The organism is Acinetobacter sp. ASP199 (genome assembly GCF_022700675.1).
In the GTDB taxonomy this organism is placed as follows: domain Bacteria; phylum Pseudomonadota; class Gammaproteobacteria; order Pseudomonadales; family Moraxellaceae; genus Acinetobacter.
In genome coordinates this window covers 1,881,609-1,907,486 of record NZ_CP062182.1, presented here as the reverse complement: position 1 = coordinate 1,907,486, position 25,878 = coordinate 1,881,609, and the positions used below count along the sequence as shown (strand labels likewise).

At 40.6% G+C, this 25,878-nt stretch carries 19 protein-coding genes, 1 tRNA gene and 2 pseudogenes; 11 read left to right on the top strand and 11 right to left on the bottom strand.

Annotated elements, in window-relative coordinates; genetic code table 11:
• Positions 1-49: 49 nt before the first annotated feature.
• From IHE35_RS08995 to IHE35_RS08965, 7 genes are read right to left on the bottom strand one after another with little or no spacing between them, the layout of a single operon-like run.
• Entirely contained in the window at positions 50-709 is a 660-nt protein-coding gene (locus tag IHE35_RS08995; protein ID WP_004892652.1) for a methionine ABC transporter permease, read from the bottom strand.
• Positions 690-1,760: an ATP-binding cassette domain-containing protein gene (locus IHE35_RS08990; protein WP_242787076.1), complete on the bottom strand. Its 1,071-nt coding sequence runs from the start codon at positions 1,758-1,760 to the stop codon at positions 690-692. The genes IHE35_RS08995 and IHE35_RS08990 overlap by 20 nt, the downstream gene beginning before the upstream one ends.
• 10 nt (positions 1,761-1,770) lie before the next feature.
• The gene (locus tag IHE35_RS08985) at positions 1,771-2,613 is read right to left on the bottom strand and encodes a MetQ/NlpA family ABC transporter substrate-binding protein (protein WP_242789987.1); all 843 of its coding nucleotides are present in this window, start codon (positions 2,611-2,613) and stop codon (positions 1,771-1,773) included.
• A gap of 9 nt (positions 2,614-2,622) precedes the next feature.
• A complete protein-coding gene (locus IHE35_RS08980; protein WP_242787075.1) occupies positions 2,623-3,453 on the bottom strand; it encodes a MetQ/NlpA family ABC transporter substrate-binding protein in 831 nt (276 codons plus the stop codon).
• Positions 3,454-3,472: 19 nt separating this feature from the next.
• Complete coding sequence (locus IHE35_RS08975; RefSeq protein WP_242787074.1) at positions 3,473-4,897, bottom strand: LLM class flavin-dependent oxidoreductase; 1,425 nt, start codon at positions 4,895-4,897, stop codon at positions 3,473-3,475.
• Positions 4,897-6,120: an SfnB family sulfur acquisition oxidoreductase gene (locus IHE35_RS08970; RefSeq protein WP_242787073.1), complete on the bottom strand. Its 1,224-nt coding sequence runs from the start codon at positions 6,118-6,120 to the stop codon at positions 4,897-4,899. Before IHE35_RS08970 ends, IHE35_RS08975 begins: the two co-directional genes overlap by 1 nt.
• 11 nt (positions 6,121-6,131) lie before the next feature.
• A complete protein-coding gene (locus IHE35_RS08965) occupies positions 6,132-7,334 on the bottom strand; it encodes an SfnB family sulfur acquisition oxidoreductase (protein WP_242787072.1) in 1,203 nt (400 codons plus the stop codon).
• A gap of 380 nt (positions 7,335-7,714) precedes the next feature.
• Between IHE35_RS08965 and IHE35_RS08960 the strand changes: the two genes are divergently transcribed.
• The gene (locus IHE35_RS08960) at positions 7,715-8,479 is read left to right on the top strand and encodes a glutathione S-transferase family protein (protein ID WP_242787071.1); all 765 of its coding nucleotides are present in this window, start codon (positions 7,715-7,717) and stop codon (positions 8,477-8,479) included.
• A gap of 55 nt (positions 8,480-8,534) precedes the next feature.
• On the opposite strand, the gene IHE35_RS08955 is transcribed toward IHE35_RS08960, so the two are convergent.
• The gene (locus tag IHE35_RS08955; RefSeq protein WP_242787070.1) at positions 8,535-10,112 is read right to left on the bottom strand and encodes a hypothetical protein; all 1,578 of its coding nucleotides are present in this window, start codon (positions 10,110-10,112) and stop codon (positions 8,535-8,537) included.
• A 359-nt stretch (positions 10,113-10,471) separates the two neighbouring features.
• On the opposite strand from IHE35_RS08955, the gene IHE35_RS08950 reads away from it, so the two are divergent.
• Positions 10,472-10,942, top strand: coding sequence for an Lrp/AsnC family transcriptional regulator (locus IHE35_RS08950; RefSeq protein ID WP_004815486.1), 471 nt, complete (start codon positions 10,472-10,474; stop codon positions 10,940-10,942).
• 368 nt (positions 10,943-11,310) lie between these two features.
• Here the strand turns inward: IHE35_RS08950 and IHE35_RS08945 are convergent, their stop codons facing one another.
• On the bottom strand, positions 11,311-12,060 hold the full coding sequence (locus IHE35_RS08945) for a YebC/PmpR family DNA-binding transcriptional regulator (RefSeq protein ID WP_242787069.1): 750 nt from the start codon (positions 12,058-12,060) through the stop codon (positions 11,311-11,313).
• Positions 12,061-12,316: 256 nt separating this feature from the next.
• Positions 12,317-12,877 carry a 1-acyl-sn-glycerol-3-phosphate acyltransferase gene (locus tag IHE35_RS08940; protein ID WP_242787068.1) on the bottom strand — a complete coding sequence of 187 codons (561 nt, stop codon included), beginning with the start codon at positions 12,875-12,877 and terminating at the stop codon, positions 12,317-12,319.
• 704 nt (positions 12,878-13,581) lie between these two features.
• On the opposite strand from IHE35_RS08940, the gene IHE35_RS08935 reads away from it, so the two are divergent.
• The 9 genes and pseudogenes from IHE35_RS08935 (at position 13,582) to IHE35_RS08900 (ending at position 24,544) form a co-directional block, all read left to right on the top strand.
• A protein-coding gene (locus tag IHE35_RS08935; RefSeq protein WP_085940648.1) for an IS4-like element ISAba1 family transposase occupies positions 13,582-14,672 on the top strand; the annotation gives its coding sequence in 2 pieces (ribosomal slippage) (positions 13,582-14,122 and positions 14,122-14,672; 1,092 coding nt in all).
• A 171-nt stretch (positions 14,673-14,843) separates the two neighbouring features.
• Positions 14,844-14,920 (top strand) — tRNA-Ile (locus IHE35_RS08930).
• A gap of 192 nt (positions 14,921-15,112) precedes the next feature.
• The gene (locus IHE35_RS14710) at positions 15,113-15,610 is read left to right on the top strand and encodes an Arm DNA-binding domain-containing protein (RefSeq protein WP_346015084.1); all 498 of its coding nucleotides are present in this window, start codon (positions 15,113-15,115) and stop codon (positions 15,608-15,610) included.
• Positions 15,519-16,334 carry a site-specific integrase gene (locus IHE35_RS08925; RefSeq protein WP_346015083.1) on the top strand — a complete coding sequence of 272 codons (816 nt, stop codon included), beginning with the start codon at positions 15,519-15,521 and terminating at the stop codon, positions 16,332-16,334. Before IHE35_RS14710 ends, IHE35_RS08925 begins: the two co-directional genes overlap by 92 nt.
• 518 nt (positions 16,335-16,852) lie before the next feature.
• Entirely contained in the window at positions 16,853-17,641 is a 789-nt protein-coding gene (locus IHE35_RS08920) for a hypothetical protein (RefSeq protein WP_242787067.1), read from the top strand.
• A gap of 372 nt (positions 17,642-18,013) precedes the next feature.
• Positions 18,014-19,582: pseudogene (locus tag IHE35_RS08915) on the top strand (type I restriction-modification system subunit M).
• Complete coding sequence (locus tag IHE35_RS08910; protein ID WP_242787066.1) at positions 19,582-20,751, top strand: restriction endonuclease subunit S; 1,170 nt, start codon at positions 19,582-19,584, stop codon at positions 20,749-20,751. The pseudogene IHE35_RS08915 and the gene IHE35_RS08910 overlap by 1 nt, the downstream one beginning before the upstream one ends.
• 27 nt (positions 20,752-20,778) lie before the next feature.
• Entirely contained in the window at positions 20,779-21,630 is an 852-nt protein-coding gene (locus IHE35_RS08905; protein WP_242787065.1) for a hypothetical protein, read from the top strand.
• A 37-nt stretch (positions 21,631-21,667) separates the two neighbouring features.
• Entirely contained in the window at positions 21,668-24,544 is a 2,877-nt protein-coding gene (locus IHE35_RS08900; protein ID WP_242787064.1) for a type I restriction endonuclease subunit R, read from the top strand.
• Between the two features lie 192 nt (positions 24,545-24,736).
• Here the strand turns inward: IHE35_RS08900 and IHE35_RS08895 are convergent.
• Positions 24,737-25,685: pseudogene (locus IHE35_RS08895) on the bottom strand (IS5 family transposase).
• Positions 25,686-25,878: the final 193 nt, after the last annotated feature.

Genomic DNA, 25,878 nt, shown 5'->3' with positions numbered 1-25,878 from the left:
GTCAGGTCATGGCTGGGTGCTTTGTTGAAAACTTATGAAATAGATGTTTTTAAATTTTACGTTTATCGAGCTGATTCGATAGGGTGTCACCAGTGGCCTGAACTAGCATGACCAGAATGACCAATACCACAATCACGGCTAGCATGATCTGCATATCAAAACGCTGATAGCCATAACGATAGGCGATATCACCCAATCCACCTGCACCGATCGCTCCGGCAATCGCGGATGAGTTGATCATGGTCACCAAAGTCACGGTAAAACCCGCCACAATACCGGGAAGTGCTTCAGGGAGTAGCACATGCCAGATAATCTGTTTACGGTTACAGCCAATCGCCTGTGCAGCTTCGATGAGTCCTTGATCCACTTCACGCAGACTGACTTCAGCAATCCGCGCAAAGAAAGGGGTAGCTGCCAGGGTTAAAGGCACAACTGCTGCCCAGACACCATAACTGGTACCGACAATCCAGCGGGTAATTGGAATCAGTGCGACCATCAGAATCAGGAACGGCACAGAACGGGTGATATTCACAATCCAGCCCAAAGCCTGATTAATCGGTTTGGATGGATAAATGCCATGTTCCGAAGTGCTGACTAAAACCACTGCCATTGGCAAGCCAATCAGAAAGGCAACGATGGCGGATACACCGACCATGATTAAGGTATCGGTGGTTCCAGTTAATAACAGATCAATGAGTTGGTCGTGCATAGCCAATCACCTCAATATGTGCAATGTGTTGTTTTAGTTTTTGCTGGAGCAAATGTGTATCCAGATTCAGATTAGCAACAGCAACAATCAGACTTCCCACCAGATGGTTCTGGATGCTGTCGATATGACTCTGATAGAGATGAACAGGATGATCGAATTGCTCGAAAATCACCTTCAAATCTGGTGAATGTTGAACACTAGAGGCATATCGCAGTTTAATAATGCTATGCGTAGTATTAGCGGTTACTTCAGGACTGATTACAAATGGCAGTTCCAGCTGTTCCAGATTCAGCAGTTCCTGGGTGATCTGTTGCTGTGGGTTAGAGAATACAGACCAGACTTCACCGGCTTCAACAATTTCACCTTTTTCAATTACGACGACTTGATCGCAGATTTCACGAATGACCTGCATCTCATGGGTGATTAGTACAATAGTGATGCCAAGTTTCTGGTTGATTTCTTTCAGTAAAGACAGCACCACAGAAGTACTTTCCGGATCCAGTGCAGAAGTGGCTTCATCGCAGAGTAGAATTTCCGGATGATGCACCAGCGCACGGGCAATGCCGACACGCTGCTTTTGTCCGCCGGATAACTGAGAAGGGTAGTTCTGCGCTTTTTCGCTTAAGCCTACCAGTTGCAGTACTTCGTTTACACGCGCATCAATGTCTGATTTTTTATAATTCGCGACTTTTAAAGGTAATGCCACATTTTCCCATACGGTTTTGGCAGACATCAGGTTGAAGTGCTGGAAGATCATGCCAATGCGCTGACGTAACTGGATCAGTTCAGCATGGGTTAAGCCAGCCAAATCCTGCTGATGGATATGGATATGACCTTCACTGATCTGTTCCAGACCATTCAAAGTACGTAGCAGCGAAGATTTCCCCGCGCCACTTTTGCCGATAATTCCGAAGATTTTGCCTTCAGGAATATCCAGGTTGATGTTTTTCAAGGCATGTACCGATTGACCTTGTACTTGATAATATTTGTTCAGGTTACGGATTTTGATATGTGGGACAGAAAACGCCACCTGAGAACCAAAACTCACCATCGTATTCTCCTTATTTCCAGCCTTCAAACCACATGCCAGTACCAAAATCCTGATCCAAAATCGCTTTGACTTGTGCAGAGTTCTGGAAGGCTTTAACGAAAGTCGTCAGCTTCTGGTTTTTATCTTCGTAGTCTTTGCGTGTTACAAACAGGATCGCGTATTTTTTATCGATTGGATCCAGGAACAGGGCATCATGTGGATCAGCCACTTTGGCCAGTTTCAGGTAATGTGGATAGCCAAAGATCAGGTCAGCTTCATTCAGGGCATGTGCCGTTTGTGGTCCTTCAACTTCAATAAACTGCAGCTGTTTTGGATTGCTTTGAATATCCTTAACAGTTGATAATTCATTGTTGATGTCTTTAAGTTCAATCAGTTTGGCGCGGTGTAATAGGATTAAGGCGCGTGCCAGATTGACCGGATCATTTGGAATCACCACACGGGCGTTCTGCGGTAACTCATTGAGTGATTCATATTTCTTGGAATACAAACCGACATGACTACCAGTACCAGGTGCGAAACTATGTAGGTCAAAGTTGGTTTCACGAATGGCATTTCTTAAATAGACACTTTGCTGGAAAAAGTTGGCATCGATGTCGCCATTCTGCACCGCAACATTGGGTGCATGCCAATCTGAAAACTCCACCAGTTTTACGTTGATGCCTTGTGGCTTAAGCTCATCTGCCACACTTTGTAATAAGTCTGCATAAGGTGGGCTAATGCCAATGGTTAATACATCCTCCTGTTGCTGGCCTTTGGTCAAGCGGTAAGCCGCCAGCCCAAGAATGAGCGCCAGGATGACACCACCAATGATCCATTTCTTTGTATTTGAGCTTGAAGAATTTACTTGTGTCATCATTGCACCTTATTTCCAGCCTGGGAACCAGAGCTTCGCACCAAAGTCGGCATCTAGTGCTTCCTTCACGCGAGGTGAGTTCTGATAAATTTCAACAAATTTCTTTAACTTGTCATTTTTGTCCTGATAGTCCTCACGTACAGCAAACAGGATTGCATAACGGCTGTCGGTGTTAGAGTCAAACAACAATGCTTGTTCCGGATCAGCGGTTTTAGCCAGTCGCAGGTAGTGTGGGTAACCAAATGCCAGATCAACCTCATCAATGGCACGTGCGGTTTGCGGACCTTCAACTTCAACAAACTGCAGGTTCTTCGGATTCGCTGCAATATCTTTTAGGCTAGATAAGTGATTGTCAGGATCTTTTAAAGTCACCAGTTTTGCCTGTTGCAATAACAGCAGGGCACGACCCTGGTTCACTGGATCGTTTGGTACCACAACTTTTGCGCCGTCTTTTAACTCATCCAGGCTGTTAATTTTCTTGGAATACAGCCCCACATGAGTGGCTGCTCCTTTGGAAAATGCCTTGATTTTAAAGTCAGTTTCTTTCTTGGCATTATCTAGGAATGGTTGATGCTGGAAGAAGTTAGCATCAATATCGCCATGATTTAGGGTAATATTTGGCGTATTCCAGTCCGAGAACTCGACCAGTTTGACGTTCAGACCTTGCTGCTTGGCTTCTTCCGCTGCGACCTGTAAAGGTTTAGCGAAAGACGGGCTGATGCCAATCACCAGCTCATCCGAACCAGCTTTCTTTTGCTGGTTCCATGCCACCAGTCCAATAATAACGGCGGCAATAATCACCCCAATAATGGTGAATTTAGTTTTAGCGGTTTGTGCCATGTTGCATCTCAAAATAAATTTATGCTGATTGTTTTTGCTTTAGGTTTATATTTGCTGTTGAGGCGGAGTTTGGACATCGAAATTGCTGCACTGGATGAGCACGGGATAAGCGGTCTCCTTGTTGAAACAGCTTGTGTCGGAAACTGCCTGGTGCATATTCAGTCTTATAGCGACCGCGCTGCTGTAACTCAGGAATAACAAAACGGATAAAATCCTGATGCGATTCTGGGGCTACCGTACGAGTCAGGTTGAAACCATCAATGCCAGTTTCATCGATCAGCTGAATCAGTTTTTCGGCCACTGTTGCGCCACTGCCAACGATCAGTGGATAACGACCACCAAGCACATGCTGGGTTTTCAGGTCATTTGGCGTGATCTGCTGTTCCTTAAACTTGTTATTCACTGAAGCAATGCTATTGGTTTTCTGATAAGGAATTGGTTCATCATCGGCGAACTTAGACAGATCGATGCCGACAGAACTTGAGAAATGTGCAAGACCCGCTTCAGGGCTAGCATAAGAGCGGTATTCATCCAGCTTTTGCTGCGCCAGCTCATCAGTTTCTGCCGTTACTACTGTAATGCCGGTAAAAATCTTGATTGCTTCAGGATCACGGCCTTGTTCAGTCGCCTGACGACGGATTTGATCTACCTGTTTCTTGATCTTGTCTGGATGATCACCACCAATAAACATACCTTCAGCATGCTGAGTAGCGAAACCCATACCACGTGGTGAAGCACCAGCCTGGAACAAAACAGGTGTACGTTGAATAGAAGGTGAAACCTGGAACGCGCCCTGGCTGCGGTAGAACAGCCCCTGATGATTAATCTGATGCACTTTGGCTGGATCGGTAAAGATACGCTGCTGTTTGTCTTTCAGCACTGCATCATCTTCCCATGAGCCTTCCCAAAACTTGTAGCATAGCTGTAGAAATTCCTCGGCTTGTTCATAACGCTGGTCATGATCTTTCAGGCCATTTTCACCAATCAAACGCTGTGCACTGTCCAGATAACCGGTGACAATATTCCAGCCAATCCTGCCTTGGGTCAGATGGTCCAGACTGGCAAAACGGCGGGCAAACTGATACGGCAATTCATAGCTGAGATTTACTGTCACACCAAAACCAAGATGTTGAGTGACAGCTGCCATGGCAGACACCAAGGTACTTGGATCATGGCTTGGTAACTGGATCGATTCTTTTAACGTCAGGTCAATCCCATTCTGGTAGACATCATAGACCCCGGTAATGTCGGCAATGAACAGGCCATCAAACAAGCCTTTTTCCAGAGTTTTCGCCAGATCAGTCCAGTAGCTCAGCTCATTAAAACGATGTGATTCATCCCGCGGATGAGTCCATAAGCCATGATTGATATGACCCACGCAGTTCATATCAAAAGCGTTCAGCAGGATTTTTTTGGTTTTCGAGGTAGTTATAGTGTTTGTCATTACAATGTCCCCCGGCGTGGAGGCAGTACACCATTTAGCAAATAATTGGCAATGAAGTAATATTTCCAGCGTGAAGCATCATGCAGGGTATGCACGCGAGCATTACGCCAGAAACGGTCCAGTCCATCTTCGCGCTGGCTGCCACGGCTGCCGGCCAGTTCAATCAGTTTGGATGATGCTTTTAAGGCGGTTTCATTACTGTGCGCACGGGCTTTGGCAACATCCAGTGAGGCTTTGGCAACGCTGGCTTCAGTTGGGTCAGCTTTAGCGGCATCGACGGAACGGGCAGCCTGTTTCAGTAACACTTCGGAAGCGCGTACGTCTGCTACAACACGACCCAGTTCAAATTTGGTCAGTGGGTCATCAGTGGCCTTGTCTACGCCAGAATCAATCCATGGGCGCGCCTGACGTACACGGTTTAAGGTTTCTTCAAACGCAGCACGGGAAATACCGGTTTCAATAGAAGCATGTAGCAATTGTGCGAAAGGACCGGAAATGGTTGGTCGCGAATAGGCCGTATCAAAACGCACCACGTCTTCTTTAAGCACATGCACATTATTGAATTTCACTGTGCCGCTGCCAGTGGTACGCTGGCCGAAGCCGCTCCAGTCATCAATCAGGGTAAGTCCTTCACTGTTACGTGGAACAAAAGCCAAGAATTGCTGCTCGTTTTCATCCACCACCAGTGTTGGAATACGATGCGCGAACAAGCTGCCGGTGCAATAGAATTTTTCACCATTGATTACATAGCCTTGCTCAGTTTTGCGGATCGCAGTCTGGCGCTGTGCAGCGGTCTTGGTCTTGAACTCAGCCAAGGCATTGCCAAAACGCGCACCTTTTAACACTTCAGAGTAGAGTTTCTGTTTTTGTTGTTCGGTACCATTATTGCGCAGAATTTCCAGACCATAAAAATGGTTTTGTGGAATTTGCCCAATTGAACCATCTACACCACTCATCAGGGCAATGACTTGCGCTACGGTATAGTTAGACACCTCTGCACCACCATATTCTTTCGGTACAGTAATGGCCCAAAGTCCAGACTGGCTATAAGCCTCGATTTCCTCAAAAGGTAGAATACGTTCGGCATCACGTTGTACCGCACCCACTTTGAACTGCTCCGCCAGATTGCGGGCGATTTCCAGTGCTTCTTCATCTGATTGGATGATGTGGGCATGTGCCAGCTGTTCGGACTGGAAAGAAATAATATCTTGATATGAAGTCATGGTGAATATCCTTAAATCCAGGCGTGACGGGCAGGGAGTTTGTGATTCAGGTAATAATCCCCAAGTGCATGCAGTTTCCAGCGGATTGGGTCATGTAGGGTATGTACCCGGGCATTACGCCAGTGCTGATCGAGGTTGTGCTGACTTAAACTAGAACGGCTGCCACCCAGTTCCAGTAATTTTTCTGAGATATGCAGCGCGGCATCGTTGGCATAGATCTTGGCTTCAGCAACTAAAATGGATGCTTTAGCTGCCTGTTCATCGGTGACCGATTCTAGTTGATCCAGTTCATCCAGATATTCAGCTGCTTCATCCAGCAGCAAAATTGCGGCATCTAAAAGCACAGAGGATTTACCAACTTCCTGCAGGGTGTAATGTTCAAAGCTGGCTTTTTCTACTTGTGCATCCACGATCGGACGTGCCTTATGTACCGCAGTCAGCGTATCGGCAAAAGCCGCTTCAGCTATGCCCACATCAATCGCCACCTGCATCAGCTGGGAATAGGCACCACGGTAACTTGGCTGATTGCTCAGTAACCTTTCGTCAAAAATCAGTAATGGATCGACTTCGACATGTTGAAGTTTAACGGTGCCGCTAGAAGTGGTGCGTTGACCAAAGCCATTCCAGTTATCTATCACTTCTATGCCATTGGCATTGCGGTCCACGATGGTCAGTACCACATGACCTTCAGGGTGAATGGCTTTAATTGCCAGCCAGTGCGCGAAACTGCTGCCAGTTGAATAAAACTTTTCACCATCGACAAAGTAGCTGCCATTTTCGAGCGTAAGTGTGGTTGTCAGAGTTTTGGTATCTTTGGTATTACGTTCCGGGCCGCCATTAGCCAGACGTTTACCCTTTAAAATTTCGCTATAAATAAACTGTTTTTGTTGTTCTGAACCCATGATCTGGATCATATTGAGCAAAGCAATCTGGTTCTGAGGAATCTGTCCAACGCTGGAATCAGCTTTATTTACGATCCGGAATACCTGTGCCAGGGTTTTGTTCGACACAAAGGCACCGCCATACTGATTTGGAATGCGTATGCCACCCAGACCTTTCTGGCTGAACAGATCAATTTCAGCAAAAGGCAATAAACGTTGCTGATCCCGCTGATTACGACCTTCCAGGGCAAAATCTGCCACGTGGTAGGCAGCATGGATCGCATCCAGATCGTTTTCAATAATATGTACTTTTTCAGAAGTTAAACGAGACATAATGACATCCTAAATTGATGCCAAAACGTTACAGGCTAAGCTTTATCAGATTAAGTAATTGCTTTTGCAAAGCTTATGAAAAAACATATTTAGGATAAAAACTGCTAGATTTTTATAAATTTGGAATATAGTAAGTTATTAAAATATCGAAGATTTTTTTTGTTGTTTAGTATAAAGGACTTGTTCTAAGACACGATATATCAGCTTTAGAGATATTTAAGGCGGAAAAATGTATAAAAATAAACATCGTAGAGTTGAATAAGTAACATCTTAATTTTGAATTAAAAGCGCATTGTATTTCCAATGGAGGGTGTCTAAAGTATCCAACTGAAATAGATGGTTTTAAAGCGACCAAATTTAATAATCAACATGGAGATTTTATGCGCACCTTATACCAGTTTCCTTTATCACATTTTTGTGAAAAAGCACGTTGGATGCTTGATCATAAAGAACTGGATTATGTCGCACAAAACCTCATGCCGGGTGCGCATCGTGCCTTTGCCCGTCTCAAAACTGGACAGAATCGTCTGCCAATTTTGCGTGATCGGGAACAATGGATTGCAGATTCGACCCAGATCGCCTTATATCTGGATGAACATTATCCTGAGCATCGTTTATTACCAGTAGAAGGGCGCTTACGCCAAAAAGTGCTGGAGATTGATGAAATGACTCAGGAACTGGGACGTCATATCCGTCGCTGGATGCTGGCCCAGGCTTTATCCCATGATCATGAATCGATGGAGATCCTGATCGGTGAAAAGGGTTATCTGCGTCAGTTCGAAAAATTTTCCAAGCCTTTACTCAAGACTCTTCTTAGCAAAGGTTATGCACTTACTGAAGATACACTTGCTCAGTCTCGTGAATATATTAAAGAGACAGTTGAACAGTTGAACCAGATGCTGATCGAAAACAGTGGTGCTTATTTTGCTGGTTCGCGTTTTAGTCTGGCTGATATTGCAGTCTGTTCAATGTTAGCGCCTTTATTGGCAATTTCCGGTACGCCGTGGGAGCGTGACAGTTTTGAATCTATGTCAGATGAATATCGGGATTATCAGACCTATCTTTCTGAGTTGCCTTTAGGTCAGTATATTAAAAATATCTATCGTTATGAACGTAATGCCCGTGTCGATTGGCGTGGTGTATAAGTTTAAGAATGAAGTAAAAAAAACGCGCTTAAAGCGCGTTTTTTTTACTTGATATTTAGCCCCAAGGGTTTGTGAGGTCAATATCAGTTGATTTAATGCTAGTAAGTAATGAGCTAAAATCAAATTTCGGCAAGCTAGAGCCTGAAGAAATTTTTGTTAGCCCGTCTTTAATCGTAGGGATAATTTCGGTTAAGTTGATATTGCTATCGATTGAGCTACCACCTGAAATGAGATCGCCTAATTCTGGAATAATGCTAGAACTTAAGTCGCCTAAACCACCAACTAAGCCTTCAAATGGACTTGTATCTAACCCATTGCTTAGGTCGCCTAAACCACCAAGTAAGTCACTCAGATCAGAGCTACCATTTGTACTAACAAGACCACCTAGTAAATTGGTCAATTGTGAAAGGTCAAAGTTACCACTATTATTGCTAAAGCCAGAAATAATATCTGTAATCGCACCTAGGTCGAAGTCACCAAGACCACCAGAACCACCGATCAGGCCACCCACCAATTGTGCGATTTGAGCAATATCAATGTCGCCATTGCCTTCGATTAGACCACCAACAAGACCTGCGATAGCGCCGATGTCTACACCGCCAAGCCCGCCAGCATTACCACCGATTAGGCCACCCACCAATTGTGCGATTTGCGCAATATCAATGTCGCCATTGCCTTCGATTAGACCACCAACAAGTCCTGCAATCGCTCCGATATCTACTCCGCCAAGCCCACCAGCATTACCGCCGATTAGGCCACCCACCAGTTGAGCGATTTGCGCAATATCAATGTCGCCATTGCCTTCGATTAGACCACCAACAAGACCAGAAATTGCACCGATGTCTACACCACCAAGCCCGCCAGCATTACCGCCTATTAGGCCACCAACCAGTTGAGCGATCTGCGCAATATCAATGTCGCCACCTTGAATCAGACTGCCAACAAGACCAGAAATTGCACCGATGTCGATACCATTAAGACCACCAGAACCACCGATCAGGCCTCCAATGAGTTGTGTGATTTGAGTAAGATCAAGGTCACCGCCTTGAATCAGACTGCCAACAAGACCAGAAATTGCACCGATGTCGATACCATTAAGACCACCAGAACCACCGATCAGGCCTCCAATGAGTTGTGTGATTTGAGTAAGATCAAGGTCACCGCCTTGCAGGAGGTTACCAGCCAGGTCAGCAATTTTACCGAGATCTAAATTGCCTGAACTGCTACCCATTAACCCACTAACCAGTTTGATAACGGCATTTAAATCTAAATTTGATGTATTGTTACCCATTAAACTGCCCAGCAGATTACTGATCGAACCCAGATCAAAACTGCCGCCGTTGGCTTGAGTGAGTTTGCTAATTAAACTGTTGATATCAAGTTTGGTAGCATTTGAACCGGTAAATTGGGTCATTAAATCAGTCAGGGAGCTTGAACTTAAACTTTTACCTGAAAGTAAGCTATTTAAAAGGGAATCTAGAGAAGGGGTAGAGGGAGTAGAACCTGTAATAGAACCAATAATGCCAGAAAGGCTGCCGCCTAATAAACCGCTAAGTAAACTCTTGTTTTGCGTCTCTGTCGTGAGCACTGGACTGAGTTTACTTTTAATTGAACTAAAAATACTGAAAGCCATAACCGTTCCTTGCGTTTTCTGTCTTGTTTTGATTATTTTGTGCTGTAAATAAGCCGCCTAATTTTTATTCAATTCCTATACAAGTGTAAATCTAAACTTGAATAATCACATTTTAAAAATAGTATTATCTGCCTTATTAGAGCTTTAAAAAAAATAATTCCTAATAAATAATAATGGTTTATTAGATATTTACGTTTATCGAAAACATATTTATGCGATGAATGGCTATGGAGATGACTTAAATGTTCTGTAGATTCTTAGATGGTATTTTTTTTCAAATAACTGGTAATTTATGAAAATAATATCAATACTATGCGTAGAATAATTATGTATTTCAATAAAGTGGCAAGAGATTAAAGATGGAATTAGATCGTTTTGATAAGCACATTCTTGAAATTTTGACCCATGAAGATGTCAATTTGAATGAACTCTCTGAACGGGTGAATCTTTCAGTCAGCTCGGTTCACCGCCGTATTAAGCAGTTGATTGACCATAATATTATTAGCGGTCTAAAACGGGAAATTAACTATCAAAAGCTTGGTTTCAGTCTGCATGTACTCTTGCAGGTTTCCCTAAGCAAACATGACAGTGATACTTTTGCCAAATTTCTGGGTGAGCTGGAAAGTATTCCTGAAGTGATAAATGCTTTTCTAGTGACAGGGCAATCGGCAGATTTTATTGTCGAAGTGGTCGCGCGTGATATGGAAAATTACAGTGAAATTCTGCTCAACAAGATTGGTAAAATTGAACATGTAGTTGCACTGCATTCCAGCTTCGTGATCAAGGAATACAATGTCTTTAACTGCAGTGGTTTGTTGAATAAAGTTTAAAGTGGTTGATCCATGAATACTCGATCTACATTTTCTAGATTGTTGATCACGCTTGTGTGTAGCGCATGTGTCTGGCTCTTTGTTGATTGGCTTTATGTCAAAACTGGACAGGGGATACAACATGGCATGGGTGTTCACGTACTATATGTACTTCAGTATTTATGCTTCTTTATTGTGATCTACAAACAAATGACTCAGCCCCATCACATCAAAAGGCTGATTTATACTACGTTGCTCGCATTATTACTCTACATGCTATTTGCAATAATGATGATTTTCCCCATGTTGATTTTTCATGATTGGATTGGTGGACAGTTCTAATAAAAAACGCACTCAAAAGAGTGCGTTTTTTTGTGCTTGAGCATCAATTAAGCGTCTAATTGAGTCAATACATCTTCAGAGAATTCAACGTTGGTATACACGTTTTGAACATCATCAAGATCTTCAAGCATATCAATCATTTTCATGATTTTTTTCGCTTGATCGATGTCAGTGATTTCAGCTTTAGTAGAAGGGCTCATCACAACTTCAGCATTGTCAGATTTTAAACCTGCAGCAGCTAAAGCATCCTGAACTGTACCAAATGCTTCAGGTGTGGTGATGACCAGGATTTCATCTTCATCGACTTCAATGTCTTCAGCACCAGCTTCAAGTGCAACTTCCATGATTTGATCTTCTAAAGAGACATCTTCAAAAGTAATCTCACCACGTTTGGTGAACAGGAATGCAACTGAACCATTGGTACCTAAGTTACCATCAGTTTTAGAGAAGCAATGACGTACGTCAGGTACAGTACGGTTCAGGTTGTCTGTCATTGTTTCTACAATAACGGCAACGCCACCTACGCCATAGCCTTCGTAAGTTACTTCTTTAAGATCGTCGTTATCTTCGCCGCCTGCGCCACGTTGAATCGCACGGTTGATCACGTCACGTGTCATGTTTACAGACAATGCTTTTTCGACAACAGCACGTAAACGTGGGTTGCTACCCGCATCTGGGCCGCCGAGTTTTGCAGCAGTCGTTAATTCACGAATATATTTGGTAAAAAGTTTACCGCGGCTAGCATCTTGTTTTGCTTTACGATGCTTAATATTGGCCCACTTGGAATGACCCGCCATGCGAAATATGCTCCTTGTAGATTGGCTGTATGCCTATCGAATTGGGCAAATTCTACCATAAGGGCTTTTTTTAAAAAAAGAGCTTGGTTTTTAGATTTAACGATAATGACAAAAAAATAGACGGCCTGAGAAATTTATTTAGGGAATGAAGGTAATAATTTAGTTTAAAAATAAAAAATGTTTCTTGTTGAAAAGAGTATGCAAGGTGAGGAGGGAATGAGATGTTAGGTCATGCATAACATCTCATACACATACATTATTTTTTTTCAGGGATCACGATATCCAGGCCGACATTGTCCTTATAAAGCTGTTTAATTAAAGCCAGGTCATGTTTAAGGTCTGTTGGATAGATTTTTCCGAAAATGCCACCCTGTTTGGTTTTAGAGTTTGCATACATGAGTACAATCGGCACATTCGCTGCTTTGGCAATATGCCAGAAACCGGTGCGAATTGGTCGGCGTTCTTCACCATTTTTGGCACGGGTCGCTTCAGGTGCAATCACCAGATTGAATTTTTCATTGCTCTGAAAATGTTCAACCATCTGGGTCACAATATCTTTGTTAGATTTACGATCTACCGGAATACCGCCGATGCTTTCTAACAATGGCTTAAATGGACCTTTGAACAATTCTTTTTTAATCAAAGTATGAATTTTGATGTCGTAGATCTGAAATAAGGCCAGAGAAAGCACGGCATCCATCATTGAAGTATGTTCAAAACCAACAATCACTTGCTTGTCTTCAAGCACATTTGGTTCAACGTGATATTGCCAGCCTGCAAGTTTAAACGCAGATTCGCCAATGAATTTCTTAAACATAGGGGATGGAGTGTGTGAAAAAAAACATAATTTGTGCTTGTTCTGGTATTTCGTCAAGTGGAATTAATTTAAAAGCCTTAAATACATTCAGAAGCAAGCGAATAAAAAGATTACCAATGAATAATTAAGACTTAGAAGCAATAACTAAATTACTTTTAATTTGTGAAATGTTTTATAATAGACAAAAATACTCTTAAAAAAGCTAAAAAATGGCTGTTCAGTACAAAAAATAGTTATTAGACTTTTGTCGAAGCCTAAAGGTATGTCTCGGCTTCAAGACACTTCCAATCATGTTTGCTAGAGATGATAAAGAATGACTTACTTAACGGCTTTGGTACTCTCATTGTTCATTTTTGCACTTATTGTTGTATGGTCTTTGATCGAAATTTATGTGGATACGCGTAAAGAAGAGAATTTAGAGCGCGAAGCTTAAGTTTTTAACTCAGTTAATAGCTGAATTGATTTAGATATAAAAATTAATTCAGCTATGCAAAGTAGTTGAATATTTATATGTAAAAAGTATAAAAATATAGTCGAAAATTCATTGTTATATACATTGCTAGAGCACCTTTATTATGAAAAGAAATGGAAATATTCTTTCTGAATAATTATGGGGGGACTTCTAAAGTATTACTCTGTACACGACAAAAATAGATAACTCATTGAAATAATGTCACAATAATTGTTTTCTAACGACGAATACTATGACACATCTCAATGAGTTATATCTTATCTTAAACAAATCTCTAAAATGGAACAAGTCACATTTAAAGTGCTTTGCGCTCATCATGCTTGTGATTATTTTAAAGCAAACATGTAATCTTTCTTCTGCATCTAAAGCCTTGCCCATCAAGTGTTTACCACAATCATTTTATCGACGTATGCAGCGCTTCTTTGCAGGTCAGTATTTTGATTATCGTCAAATTTCTCAGTTGATTTTCAATATGTTTTCATTCGACCAAGTGCAACTGACTTTAGATAGAACCAATTGGAAATGGGGAAAACGAAATATTAATATCCTGATGCTCGCAATCGTTTATCGTGGAATAGCGATACCTATCCTTTGGACATTGCTTAATAAACGTGGAAATTCAGATACGAAAGAGCGTATTGCTTTGATTCAACGCTTTATAGCCATTTTTGGTAAAGACCGTATTGTGAATGTGTTCGCAGACAGAGAGTTTATCGGTGAGCAGTGGTTTACATGGTTAATTGAACAAGACATCAACTTCTGCATTCGTGTTAAAAAAACTTCATTGTCACCAATCATTTAGGAAAGAATCATAAAATTAGTGATTTATTTCGCCATCTTAAAGTTGGTCAAATTGAATGTCGTAAACGACGGATTTTGGTTGGTCGGGTGAAACTATATATAAGTGCACTACAGTTAGAAAATGGAGAGCTTTTACTCGTCGTTTCTCCTCAGTTTAATGCCAATGCTATTCAGGATTATGCATTACGCTGGGAAATTGAAACCTTATTCAGTTGTCTCAAAGGACGCGGGTTTAATCTTGAAAATACGCGCTTGACAGACCCTAGACGAGTGAAAAAATTGATTGCGGTGTTAGCTATAAGCTTCTGTTGGTGTTACTTAACGGGTGAATGGCAACATAATCAAAAAAAAGCGATAAAAATAAAGAAGCATGGACGACTCTCAATGAGTTTATTTCGCTATGGTTTAGACTATGTTCAAATGGCGATTCAGCGTTTAATTGGTTTTGGGAAAAAAGAAGAGTTTAAGGAAATTTTGGCAATTTTAAGAAAGCAGAATCCTGATAGGATAAGGGTTCTGTGAAATTTGTCGTGTACAGAGAAAGTATTAGAAATTTCCATAGTGCCTATGTTTCCGGATTTATAATTGCTGATGAAGTGTGCAAGCAGGCATAAAAAGGCTTGTCTTTTAAAAAAATCTTAGCTAGTATTCTTGTCGCCTAAACCTATTGATAAATAAGGTTTTCGGCATATAGGGCCTATAGCTCAGTTGGTTAGAGCAGCGGACTCATAATCCGTTGGTCGACAGTTCAAGTCTGTCTGGGCCCACCAGTTTTTTGTAATCATATGCTCAACTTTGCAATGATTTAATATATAAACCCATGAATTATAATGATTCATGGGTTTTTTATTTCTGCTTTTTGCACAACTATGTTTGGCTATGCACAGCTTTATTTAGCACTCTTGTATCCAATCTTGTATCCGATACTCTTTCTGCATTACTCGGATACAAGGTGTTTAGCTATGAAAAGAACTGCCCTAAATGGCATCAAACAGATAAAAGACACGCATTTATATAATCTTGAATCTGAGGATAAGGAGTATCGTATTTCATGTGATGCTGGGCTTTATTTTCGTGTATCACCAAAAGGAAAAAAGTCTTGGCAAGTACGCTTTAAGGATGAGATAGGGAAATGGAAATGGCATAGTATTGGGGCTTATCCTCAGTTATCGCTTGTACAAGCTAAACTTGAAGCTTCAACTATTTTTCTCAAGTTACAGCAAAAAGAAAAAGTTTTAACAAAAAAAGAAATTGAGCTGCAAAGAGTTGAGGAGCAACAACTTAATTTAAAAAGTTTGATGTATGACTGGCTTGATACAAAGAAAACAACTTGGGCTGTAATAACAATAAAGAAAGAAACTCAATCGATTGAAAAACGTATCTTATCTGTTTTTGGTGAATTGGATTTCACCAAAATTTCACCATCAACAATGGCTGACATTTTTTCAGGATATGCTTAGAAGTGAAAGTATTTACAATCGTGTAGAGAAACTAGTTTCACATTGTCGCAATGCCTATGATCTTGCAAAGTTTCATGGACAAATAGAGTCGAACCCTTTAGATGGAATTTTGAAGTATCTTGATAAAGGTAGTAAAGGGAATATGAAGCATGTCAGTCTTCAGGAATTGCCCAATTTAGTTCAATCTATTCGAGGCTATAGAAACTCGCATACAGCAATTGCTTTGGAGTTACTCGTTATTCTTTTCCCACGACCACAAGAATTACGCTATGCAAAATGGCAAGATTTTGATTTTGAGAAAAAAATATGGATAAAGCCTGCCGTAACTATGAAATGTGGTATCAGCCATGTTGTGCCATTACCTCGGCAAGCAATTCAATTGTTATTAGAGTTGAAAAATATTAGGTCAGTATCTGACTTCTTATTTCCAAGTCGAGATAGCCTTGAACAGCCAATGAGTGAAGCAACGTTAAATAATGCTTTAAAAAATCTTGGTTATCGAGGCCGTCAAAGTCCCCATGGATTTCGACATATTGCAAGCACGGCCTTAAATAATCAATTCAGTGATAAAGAGCAGGTTATTGAAGCTTGTTTAGCGCATAAAAAACATGGTGTAAAAGCTGTTTATGACAAAGCTACACATTTAGATGAACGAATTGATGTTATGCAGTGGTGGGCCGACTATCTTAGTAATGTTACTGGTAACATTAAAGCTGTAGCATAATTTTTTAATAAGACAAGGCTCGTCCCTAAGGGATCGAGCCTAATTTCATTTGTTAATGCTCTTTATTGAGCAGATGATTACGCCTGTACTGGCGGTTCAATTTTTTCATGCCGACTTAGGTGTATTAGTTCAGACTTGATCGGACATAGTTCTTGAAAAAGAGAAAGTTACCCGTTTTGATAAAGATGGGAGTCCTGTAGCGATTATGACTCGCTCATGGCAAACAATTTCAGCCATTGGTGTGGATAGTCGTATATACACCAATATTTATTTTACTCAAGATACACTGCGTTGGTTTGAAAATAATTTCTCAAATCGCTATTTAAAAGATTCTTTAATTCGGATATATAAATAAGTTTCTTACTCTAAGCATCTATCCCGTATGAATTTATTGCATTCAGATAAAATCTGCAAAACATCAAAGAGACACATAATGAAGACAATTACATCTATTCTTGGACTTTCTTTTATAACTGGTATCACTGGGTGTGTGACTGTCGATCATATAAAAACTTCAGATGTATCAAAATTTAAAGGCCCAAATGAAGTTATTACTTCCAAAAAAATTGAATGGGAAAGATGGCAATGGGAAAGAGTACGTAACGAGCGACGTATTACTTGATCATCAAATTCCTTATACTTATTTGAAGACATATTGTGAATCTCAAAATGGGAGTTTCTCACAGACATATCAATCAAAATTTTCAAGATTAACCAAGCCAATTCAAGGCTATACAAACATTGCAATCCCATATATTGGTGGTTTTACTTGTACAGCTTCCCAACCTTGGGGCGTAACAATTGAACCGATTTCAAACAGATACAATCGTAATGCACAACTTACGTTTATGACTTTAAAAACGGAAATAGCAAATCCACTAGATCTTCTATATACATCAAGTGATTATTATATGATTGATATGAAAAAGAAAAGAGATATTGATGCTCAAATACAACAACGTAATCAAGAGATTAGAAATCAACAACAAAATTATCAACGTATGATTTCTGCTAATGCACCTAAATCCAATGATATCGGTCGCACTATTTGTAAGGATACGTCAGTTTCTGAATATACAGGTCTAATCGTACTTGGTCAGCCACAATTTCGAACTGTAGATGGTGCAAAAGTTATTGCAAGTTTAGAAACTATTAGCAATAACAACATTAAAATTAATATCAAAGGTTGGTTAAGCAGTAACAATAGCATTGCTTCTGGAAATAATGTTATGTACAAACAAACGCCATTGGAATCTGGTCGCGTGATTTGGGACAGTAAAGAAAATTGGTACACCTGCATGTATTAGAATTTTTTTCTAAATTGTTGACTTGCTATTCGACAAGTCAACAATTTAGTTAGACATATCATCTTGAATTTCATATTTTTATGATTTATTTCGACTTTGTGCTGAAAAATCAGCAAATATTTTCTAAGATTGTAGTTACTTTTGACTAATGATTTAAATTTTATATATGCTTAATTTTTTTTGGGATATTGCCCCATCATAAGTGATCATTCTGTTATTTAAAATTCCCGTAAAGAAATAATAAATATATCAATTTCATTGATATATATTTGGTACGACAAATTCTGTCTTTCTGTCTCCAATTTTGCTGAAAAAACTTTAATTTTCGGTACACTAGTCATGTTTTATTCATTTCATCGGACATGCATAACAATGACCCAGGTACAACTGCAACAATTACAAAAACAACTTTGGAATATTGCCAATACTTTGCGCGGCACCATGGGCGCCGATGAATTCCGTGATTACATTCTGGGTTTTATTTTCTTTAAATATTTATCGGAAAAGTCGGTGAACTTTGCCAATGAATTGCTCGATGGCGAAGACCTCAGCTTTTTAGAATTAGATGAAAATAATCCTGAGCATGTGCCATACATCGAAGAAATTAAAAAGAATGCCATTGCCGAAGTCGGTTATGCACTCACACCAAAACAACTATTCCATACCCTAGCCGAGCGTGGCCGTTAGGGTGAATTCATTCTGGATGATTTAACTGCAACTTTAAAATCGATTGAACAAAGTACCCTAGGTTCAGAATCAGCAGATGACTTTGCAAATCTTTTTGAAGACTTGGATCTCAACTCAACCAAACTGGGCAACAATGCCAATGACCGCAATGCCTTGGTCGCAAAAGTCCTGACTCATTTAGATGCGATTGATTTTGACATCAGCAATACTGAAGCAGATGTTTTGGGTGATGCTTACGAATACCTGATTGGTGAATTTGCTTCAGGTGCAGGCAAAAAGGCAGGTGAATTCTATACACCTCAAACAGTATCAACCTTGCTTGCAAAGATCGTAACTCAAGGCAAAGATCGCCTACGTTCAGTCTATGATCCGACTTGTGGTTCAGGTTCATTGCTGTTACGAGTAAAACGTGAAGTCCAAGATGTCGATATGATTTACGGTCAAGAGATGAACCGTACTACTTACAACTTGGCGCGAATGAACATGATTCTGCATGATGTGCATTTCGCCAAGTTCGACATCAAGCAGGAAAATACCTTAACCCGTCCGCAGCATTTAGATAAAAAATTTGATGCAGTGGTGGCGAATCCGCCATTTTCTGCAAAATGGTCTGCTGATCCGTTATTTTTACAAGATGAACGCTTTGCCGCTTATGGCAAACTGGCGCCAAGCTCCAAAGCTGATATGGCTTTTGTACAGCACATGCTGTATCAACTGGATGATAACGGCACCATGGCTGTCGTATTGCCACATGGCGTATTGTTCCGTGGTTCCAGTGAGGGCGTGATTCGTCAGTACCTGATTGAACAGATGAATGTGATTGATGCCGTGATTGGCTTGCCTGCCAATATTTTCTATGGCACTTCAATTCCAACCTGTATTTTAGTCTTGAAGAAAAACCGTGAGCACCAAGACAACATTCTGTTCATCGATGCCAGCAATGATTTTGAAAAGCAGAAGAACCAAAACAAGTTATTGCCTGAGCATTTAGATAAGATTGTTGCGGCATTTGAAAACCGCCAAAACATCGAAAAATATGCGCATGTAGCGACTTTGCAGGAAGTTAAGGACAATGACTTTAATCTGAACATTCCACGTTATGTTGATACCTTTGAAGCCGAATGTGACATTGATCTGAATGCAATTGCCAAACAACTGCAAGAACTAGAACAACAGAGCCAAAAGACCAATGCAGTGATTACTGATTTCTGTGAGGAGCTAGGAATTGCTTCACCATTTGTGGAGGTGAAGTAATGACAGCACCAAAATTAAGATTTAAAGAGTTTCATGCTGATTGGAAACTTGATCTTTTAGGCAATCTAGTTCAGATCAAAAGTGGTTACTCACCAAGTAAATATGAACTGGAAAAAAGTGGGGAAATGCCATTTTTAAAAGTTGAAGAACTAAACAATTGTGATAAATATCAAGAATATTCAAGATTTTATACTGAAAGAAATTCCGATGCAGTTCCTAGTCAAAGTGTCATTTTCCCAAAAAGAGGAGCAGCAATTCTAAATAATAAAGTTCGTATACTGCGAGTAGATGCTTTATTAGATAGCAACCTTATGGCACTGATCCCACAACATAGTTTAGATGCCGAGTATTTATATTATTTAATCAATAAAATCGAACTTTATAAAATTGCTGACACTTCAACCATTCCCCAAATCAATAATAAGCATATTGAACCATATAGTATTTATTTACCAAGCAAGGAAGAACAAACCAAAATCGCCTCTTTTCTTTCTGCTGTGGATGAAAAGATTAGCCAACTGACTCAAAAACATCAGCTACTCAGCCAATACAAGCAAGGTATGATGCAGAAACTGTTTAGCCAGCAAATTCGTTTCAAAGCGAATGATGGGAGTGAGTTTGGTGAGTGGGAGGATAAAGTTTTAGGTGATGTAATTAAATTTCATAATGGCAAGGGGCATGAAAATAATGTTGATCCTAATGGTAAATTTATATTAATTAATTCAAAATTTGTTTCAACAGATATGAGGGTATTTAAAAAAGTAACTGCATGTAATCAAAAGGTTTTTGATGATTGCTTAGTTATGGTTATGAGTGATGTACCAAATGGTAAGGCCATAGCTAAAGTCTTATATATAGAAGATGGTAGTAAATATGCACTTAACCAGCGTATTGGTATGTTTGTTTTTAATAAAATAAATCATCCTAAATTTTTTCAATATCAGCTTAATCGTCACAAGTACTATTTAGCCTTCGATAGTGGGGTTGGGCAAACAAACTTAAAAAAAGAAGAAGTTCTATCATGCCCGATTTTTGTTCCTTGCCTAGCTGAACAAACCAAAATCGCCAATTTCTTATCTGCCATGGACCAAAAAATTGAAGTGGTGGCACAGCAAATTGAACAAGCTAAAACTTGGAAAAAAGGCTTGTTACAGCAGATGTTTGTGTAGGTTTTTTATATTTTATAGGGGGTAGAAATGAAAAAATTATTACTCAGTCTGGCTTTAAGCAGCAGCACTTTGTTTACTGCACCAATGGTTACGGCTAATCCACAATTTTCAGCGCTGCAAATGGCACAAGTACAACTGGATAACCTGAGCTTTAAGAACATCATGCGCCAGTTTTATAGCGGTCAGATGAGCCGTGGCTATGTCGATGACGAAGAGTTGAGCAAAATGCCGCATATCACCTTGGGACAGGCGGATGAAGATGAAAATACAACTGTCGCGCTCATGCACCCAGTGATTGAATATAAAAATAATGCCAAGGAATCCCGTTATCTGATCATGATTGAAAAGATACAGGTCGGTAGTGAAGGTAATGTAGTGTCTTGCCATGCCTGTGCAGGAACAGCAGACTTGTTTAGCTTTAAAAAACTGAACAATGGTCAGTATCAACTGGTCAGCCGAAGTGCCAAAGATGCCGAATTTTCTGGTAGCTGGGGACGTGTGGGGCTAGATCTGGAAGAAATTGCTAAAAACTTAAAGCCTTTGGGCAAGAATCTGGTCGGCAGTATCTTCCAAAACGGGTACACCAGCACAGGAACGACAGAACTGTGGTGGGAAGCGTTGCACCTCCCTGAAAATGACTTTATCAACAGTTATGGTGTAGCGGATGCTGGAGCTGATAACGGGGGCAGTTATGAAGAAGATTCGCCCCTATATTATAGCTATCACAGTCGTTTGGACGTGATCAATAATGGCGCTGCATATTTTCCCCTAAAAGTGACTTATCAGGGAGAAAAACCAACTGAGGATTATGAGCAGATCCGTAAAGTCAATTACTCAAAATTGTTCCACTTTGATGTGACTAAGAAAGAATATAAGTAATTCAGATAGCTTTAAATTGAGAAAAAGAGAGGGGATAATGACAGTACAAAGCGAATTTCAACTTGAAAACGAATTGATCGGCCAGCTCAAGCAATTGGGCTATGCCACTGTGAGCATCAAGGATGAAAGCCAACTACTGTCTAACCTCAAAACCCAGATTGAACGTGCCAATGGACTTGCGCCACTGTCTGAGACTGAGTGGAAACAGGTCATCAGCTTTCTGAATACAGGCACGGTATTTGAACGGGCTAAAAACTTACGTGACCAGTTTCCTGTCAAATTTGATGATGGTTCAAGCAAGCACATCTGTTTCCTGTCTGACGATCCAAGCAAGAACATCTATCAGGTGACGAATCAGATCACCATTGACCACCGAGACTACAATGGACGTACCAGCCGTTTTGATGTAACCCTGTTGGTTAATGGATTACCATTGGTACAGATCGAACTGAAAAAACGTGGGATGGAAATTGCTGAAGCTTTTAGCCAGACCCAGCGTTATATCCGTGAAGCATACTGGGCTGGACAAGGACTGTTTGGTTTTATTCAGCTTTTTGTTATCAGTAATGGTGCCAATACCCGTTACTATTCCAATGGTACAACGGGCATTGAGTTTGCCTTTCCTTGGGCAGATGTACACAACAAACACATCAATGAAATTGTCGACTTTGCCGAAACTTTTCTGAATCAGCAGCATCTGACCCAAATGCTGACCCAGTACATGGTGCTGCTAGAAACCACCAAAAGCCTGATGGTGCTGCGTCCCTATCAGATCTATGCAGTACAGAAGATTGTCCAGCATGTACAAAGCTCGGATCAGAATGGTTATATCTGGCACACCACAGGTTCAGGCAAAACTTTGACTTCATTCAAAGCTAGTCAGATTATCATGAAAATACCTGATGTTGAGAAAGTGCTGTTTGTAGTAGACCGCAATGACTTGGATACGCAGACGTCAAGGGAATTCAACGCATTCAAAGCCGAGAGTGTCGACAGTACCGATAGTACGCACACCTTGGTTAAACAACTTGATCAACGCCATGACAAATTGATTGTCACCACCATTCAGAAGCTCAACCGAGCCATCAGTAATGATCGCTATGCAGAATACATCGACTACCTGAAAGACAAAAAAGTGGTATTCATTTTTGATGAATGTCACCGTAGTCAGTTTGGCGATACACACCAAAACATCAAGAAGTTCTTCAGTAATGCACAGATGTTTGGCTTTACGGGCACGCCCATTTTTGAAAAGAACAGCCAAAGTAAAGCAGGTTTAAAACTCACCACGGATTATCTGTTTAATGAATGTTTGCATAAATACGTGATTGTTGATGCCATCCGTGACCGAAACGTATTGCAGTTCCAAATCGATTACCGAGGCAAGTACACAGCCAAGGGAATGCAACAAAACTTTGACTATAATGACGAAGTCGAAGGCATTGATACCCAAGAGCTATACGACAATCCTCAACGATTAGAGATGATTGCACGCTACATTGTGGATACTCACGACACCAAAACTAAGAAACGTGAATTCACAGCCATGTTCTGTGTCAGCTCAGTCGATGTGTTGACACAATACTATGAACAGTTCGAAAAGGTACAAGCAGCCAAGCAGATTGAAGATGAAGCTCAAGGACGTATTTTCAAGCCTTTGACCATTGCAACCATCTTCTCCTATTCTGCCAACCAGTCCGTATCCAATGAGGATCTGAACGGCCTGATTGACGAGGAAGCAGCAGAAGTTCCAAGTCAGGTTAACCAGTCCAACAGAGACAAGCTAGATCGCTACATTGCCAAATATAATCATCAATTCAACACCAACTACAACTCAGGCGACCAGTTCTACGCCTACTACAGAGATATTGCAGATCGAGTCAAGAAAAGACAGATCGACATTCTACTGGTGGTAAATATGTTCCTGACTGGTTTCGACTCAAAGCCATTGAATACACTGTATGTCGACAAGAACCTGAAATACCATGGACTGATACAGGCTTTTTCCCGCACTAATCGTGTCTACAATAACAATAAGCCATTCGGCAACATCATCTGTTTCCGCAATCTGAAACGTGCCACAGATGAAGCTCTTGCGCTCTTCTCCAACAAAGAAGCCAAGAAGGTCGTACTGGTTCCAAGCTTTGATGAGATCAAGAAGGATTACGAAGAAGCAATTAGAAAGCTCTTCTCCCTCACGCCTGATTACAAATCAGTGGATGATCTAGTCACAGAAGAACAGCAATTGGAGTTCATCAAGGCTTTCCGTGAGGTGATGCGTTACAACGCTCAACTACAGACGTTCGTTGAGTACGATCAGGATCAAACTGGGCTGAACAAACAGCATTTTGCTAACTTCGCCTCCAAGTATGCTGACTTGTGTCGTGCCGTTAGAAAGACCACCAAGAAAGAAAAAGTATCGGTACTGGATGATGTCGATTTTCAACTGGATTTACTGCACAGTGACCGCATCAATGTTGGCTATATCATCAACCTCCTACAACTTGTTGTTGATACGGACTCAGATGAAAAGCGTCAGAAGTACCAAGCGCAAATTTACGATTTAATCAGTAGCGATATTAGCTTGCACGATAAGCAAGACCTCATTCAAAAATTCATTGAAGAAAACATGCCTAAGATGATCAATGGCCAAAGCGTCAAGGATGCTTTTGCTGAATTCTGGGATGCTGAAAAAGAACAGGCTTATCAGCATTTATGTGAACAAGAAAATCTTAAGCCTGAAGAAATGAAAAAAGTGCTCGAAAATTATGAATTCACTCAGCGTTTGCCACGTAAGGAAGAATTGAAAGATTTGCCAAATTTCAAGGTTAAACTTTTTGAACGTGACACTGTATTTTCAAATCTTCTGGTGAAAACTCGCCAGTTGATTGAAAAATTTTATACTGGTTTATAAATCAGTAACGCAAGATTTTAAGTTGAGATAATTAAATGGAGCGAGTTAGACAACAAGATAGAGAGGAAGTAGCTATATTTCTAAAAAAATATAACAAAATTAATAGTAAATTTATGAAAACTAAATTTATAAGTAATAATGGCTTTGTTGCACAAAGGTTTGAAAGGCAGAGCTACCCTAATTGAGCTAAATTCAAGTGGCAACTTGGGTATGAGGACGACCTAATTGTGTGAATTTATTCAAGACTGCTACGCGTGCATGAATCTCATTCACCTGACTAGAAAAACTCCTTGCTGTTAATTTATCGCCTGAGAAGCACTGCTTCGTAAGATTTGATGCAATGCATCTTAGTTTCCACCAAACTTCGACGGTGATAACCCGACCATTTTTTCCATAGAGTCCTGCCTAAATGTTTAACCGTTTGAAGTAACTCATTTCGTTCTATTGAACTGATTTTAGAATCTTTCCAGGGCTTGGCATTCTTTCTTGGTGGAATTACTGCATGTGCTTGACGATCTGAAATCACTTGTCTGCAGCATTTCGTGTCGTACGCCCCATCGGTATAGACAGAATCTATTCGCTCATCTGGTGGGATTTGATCCAGTAAATCACCGAGTACTTGTGAATTACTGACATTATTCGTCGTCAGCTGAACAGCACGTATTTGCAGTGTTTCAGCATCTATACCAATATGCAGTTTACGCCATTGCCGATGGTATTCAGGCTGATGTTTCTTACGCTTCCATTCGCCTTCACCTAAAAATTTCAAACCCGTAGAATCTACGAGTAGGTGTAACCCATCACGACTTTTCTGATAGCTAATCGCAATATCAATCGTCTTTTGTCTGCGACAGAGGGGCGTGTAATCTGGTGCGGTCCAATCCAGGCCGCACAGCTTAATCAAACTTTGAGTAAAGCCTGTGACCATACGTAAAGAAAGACGGAATAGAGATTTGATCATTAAACAGCATTGAATCGCTGTATCGGAATAAGTTTGATTTCGTCCGTGCTTGCCTTGAGGTTGTGCATACCATTGGGCCTTAGGATCAAACCAGATTGAAATATTTCCTCGGTTAATTAAGGCTCGGTTATACGAGGACCAATTGGTTGTACGGTAGATTTTAGGTGCAGGCTTCTTCATCTGGAAATTATATTGCCGAAGAAGCCTTCAAGAATAGCTTTGTGCAACAAAGCCTTAGTAAATCAAAAAACTGCTGGTCAGCTATTCAAAAAAGTCAGCTCATTTCTTCTAAACCTCATTTAAAAGTGGACTTCAGTTGCCTTTTTTATAGATCTCACTTTCGAAGATGGTGTAATTGCGATATGTATCACAT

Excerpts from the sequence above, each read along its gene's own strand:
- IHE35_RS08995 (WP_004892652.1), bottom strand. The coding sequence starts at position 709 with ATGCACGACCAACTCATTGATCTGTTATTAACTGGAACCACCGATACC.
- IHE35_RS08990 (WP_242787076.1), bottom strand. The coding sequence starts at position 1,760 with ATGGTGAGTTTTGGTTCTCAGGTGGCGTTTTCTGTCCCACATATCAAA.
- IHE35_RS08985 (WP_242789987.1), bottom strand. The coding sequence starts at position 2,613 with ATGACACAAGTAAATTCTTCAAGCTCAAATACAAAGAAATGGATCATT.
- IHE35_RS08980 (WP_242787075.1), bottom strand. The coding sequence starts at position 3,453 with ATGGCACAAACCGCTAAAACTAAATTCACCATTATTGGGGTGATTATT.
- IHE35_RS08975 (WP_242787074.1), bottom strand. The coding sequence starts at position 4,897 with ATGACAAACACTATAACTACCTCGAAAACCAAAAAAATCCTGCTGAAC.
- IHE35_RS08970 (WP_242787073.1), bottom strand. The coding sequence starts at position 6,120 with ATGACTTCATATCAAGATATTATTTCTTTCCAGTCCGAACAGCTGGCA.
- IHE35_RS08965 (WP_242787072.1), bottom strand. The coding sequence starts at position 7,334 with ATGTCTCGTTTAACTTCTGAAAAAGTACATATTATTGAAAACGATCTG.
- IHE35_RS08960 (WP_242787071.1), top strand. The coding sequence starts at position 7,715 with ATGCGCACCTTATACCAGTTTCCTTTATCACATTTTTGTGAAAAAGCA.
- IHE35_RS08955 (WP_242787070.1), bottom strand. The coding sequence starts at position 10,112 with ATGGCTTTCAGTATTTTTAGTTCAATTAAAAGTAAACTCAGTCCAGTG.
- IHE35_RS08950 (WP_004815486.1), top strand. The coding sequence starts at position 10,472 with ATGGAATTAGATCGTTTTGATAAGCACATTCTTGAAATTTTGACCCAT.
- IHE35_RS08945 (WP_242787069.1), bottom strand. The coding sequence starts at position 12,060 with ATGGCGGGTCATTCCAAGTGGGCCAATATTAAGCATCGTAAAGCAAAA.
- IHE35_RS08940 (WP_242787068.1), bottom strand. The coding sequence starts at position 12,877 with ATGTTTAAGAAATTCATTGGCGAATCTGCGTTTAAACTTGCAGGCTGG.
- IHE35_RS14710 (WP_346015084.1), top strand. The coding sequence starts at position 15,113 with ATGAAAAGAACTGCCCTAAATGGCATCAAACAGATAAAAGACACGCAT.
- IHE35_RS08920 (WP_242787067.1), top strand. The coding sequence starts at position 16,853 with ATGTATCAAAATTTAAAGGCCCAAATGAAGTTATTACTTCCAAAAAAA.
- IHE35_RS08910 (WP_242787066.1), top strand. The coding sequence starts at position 19,582 with ATGACAGCACCAAAATTAAGATTTAAAGAGTTTCATGCTGATTGGAAA.
- IHE35_RS08905 (WP_242787065.1), top strand. The coding sequence starts at position 20,779 with ATGAAAAAATTATTACTCAGTCTGGCTTTAAGCAGCAGCACTTTGTTT.
- IHE35_RS08900 (WP_242787064.1), top strand. The coding sequence starts at position 21,668 with ATGACAGTACAAAGCGAATTTCAACTTGAAAACGAATTGATCGGCCAG.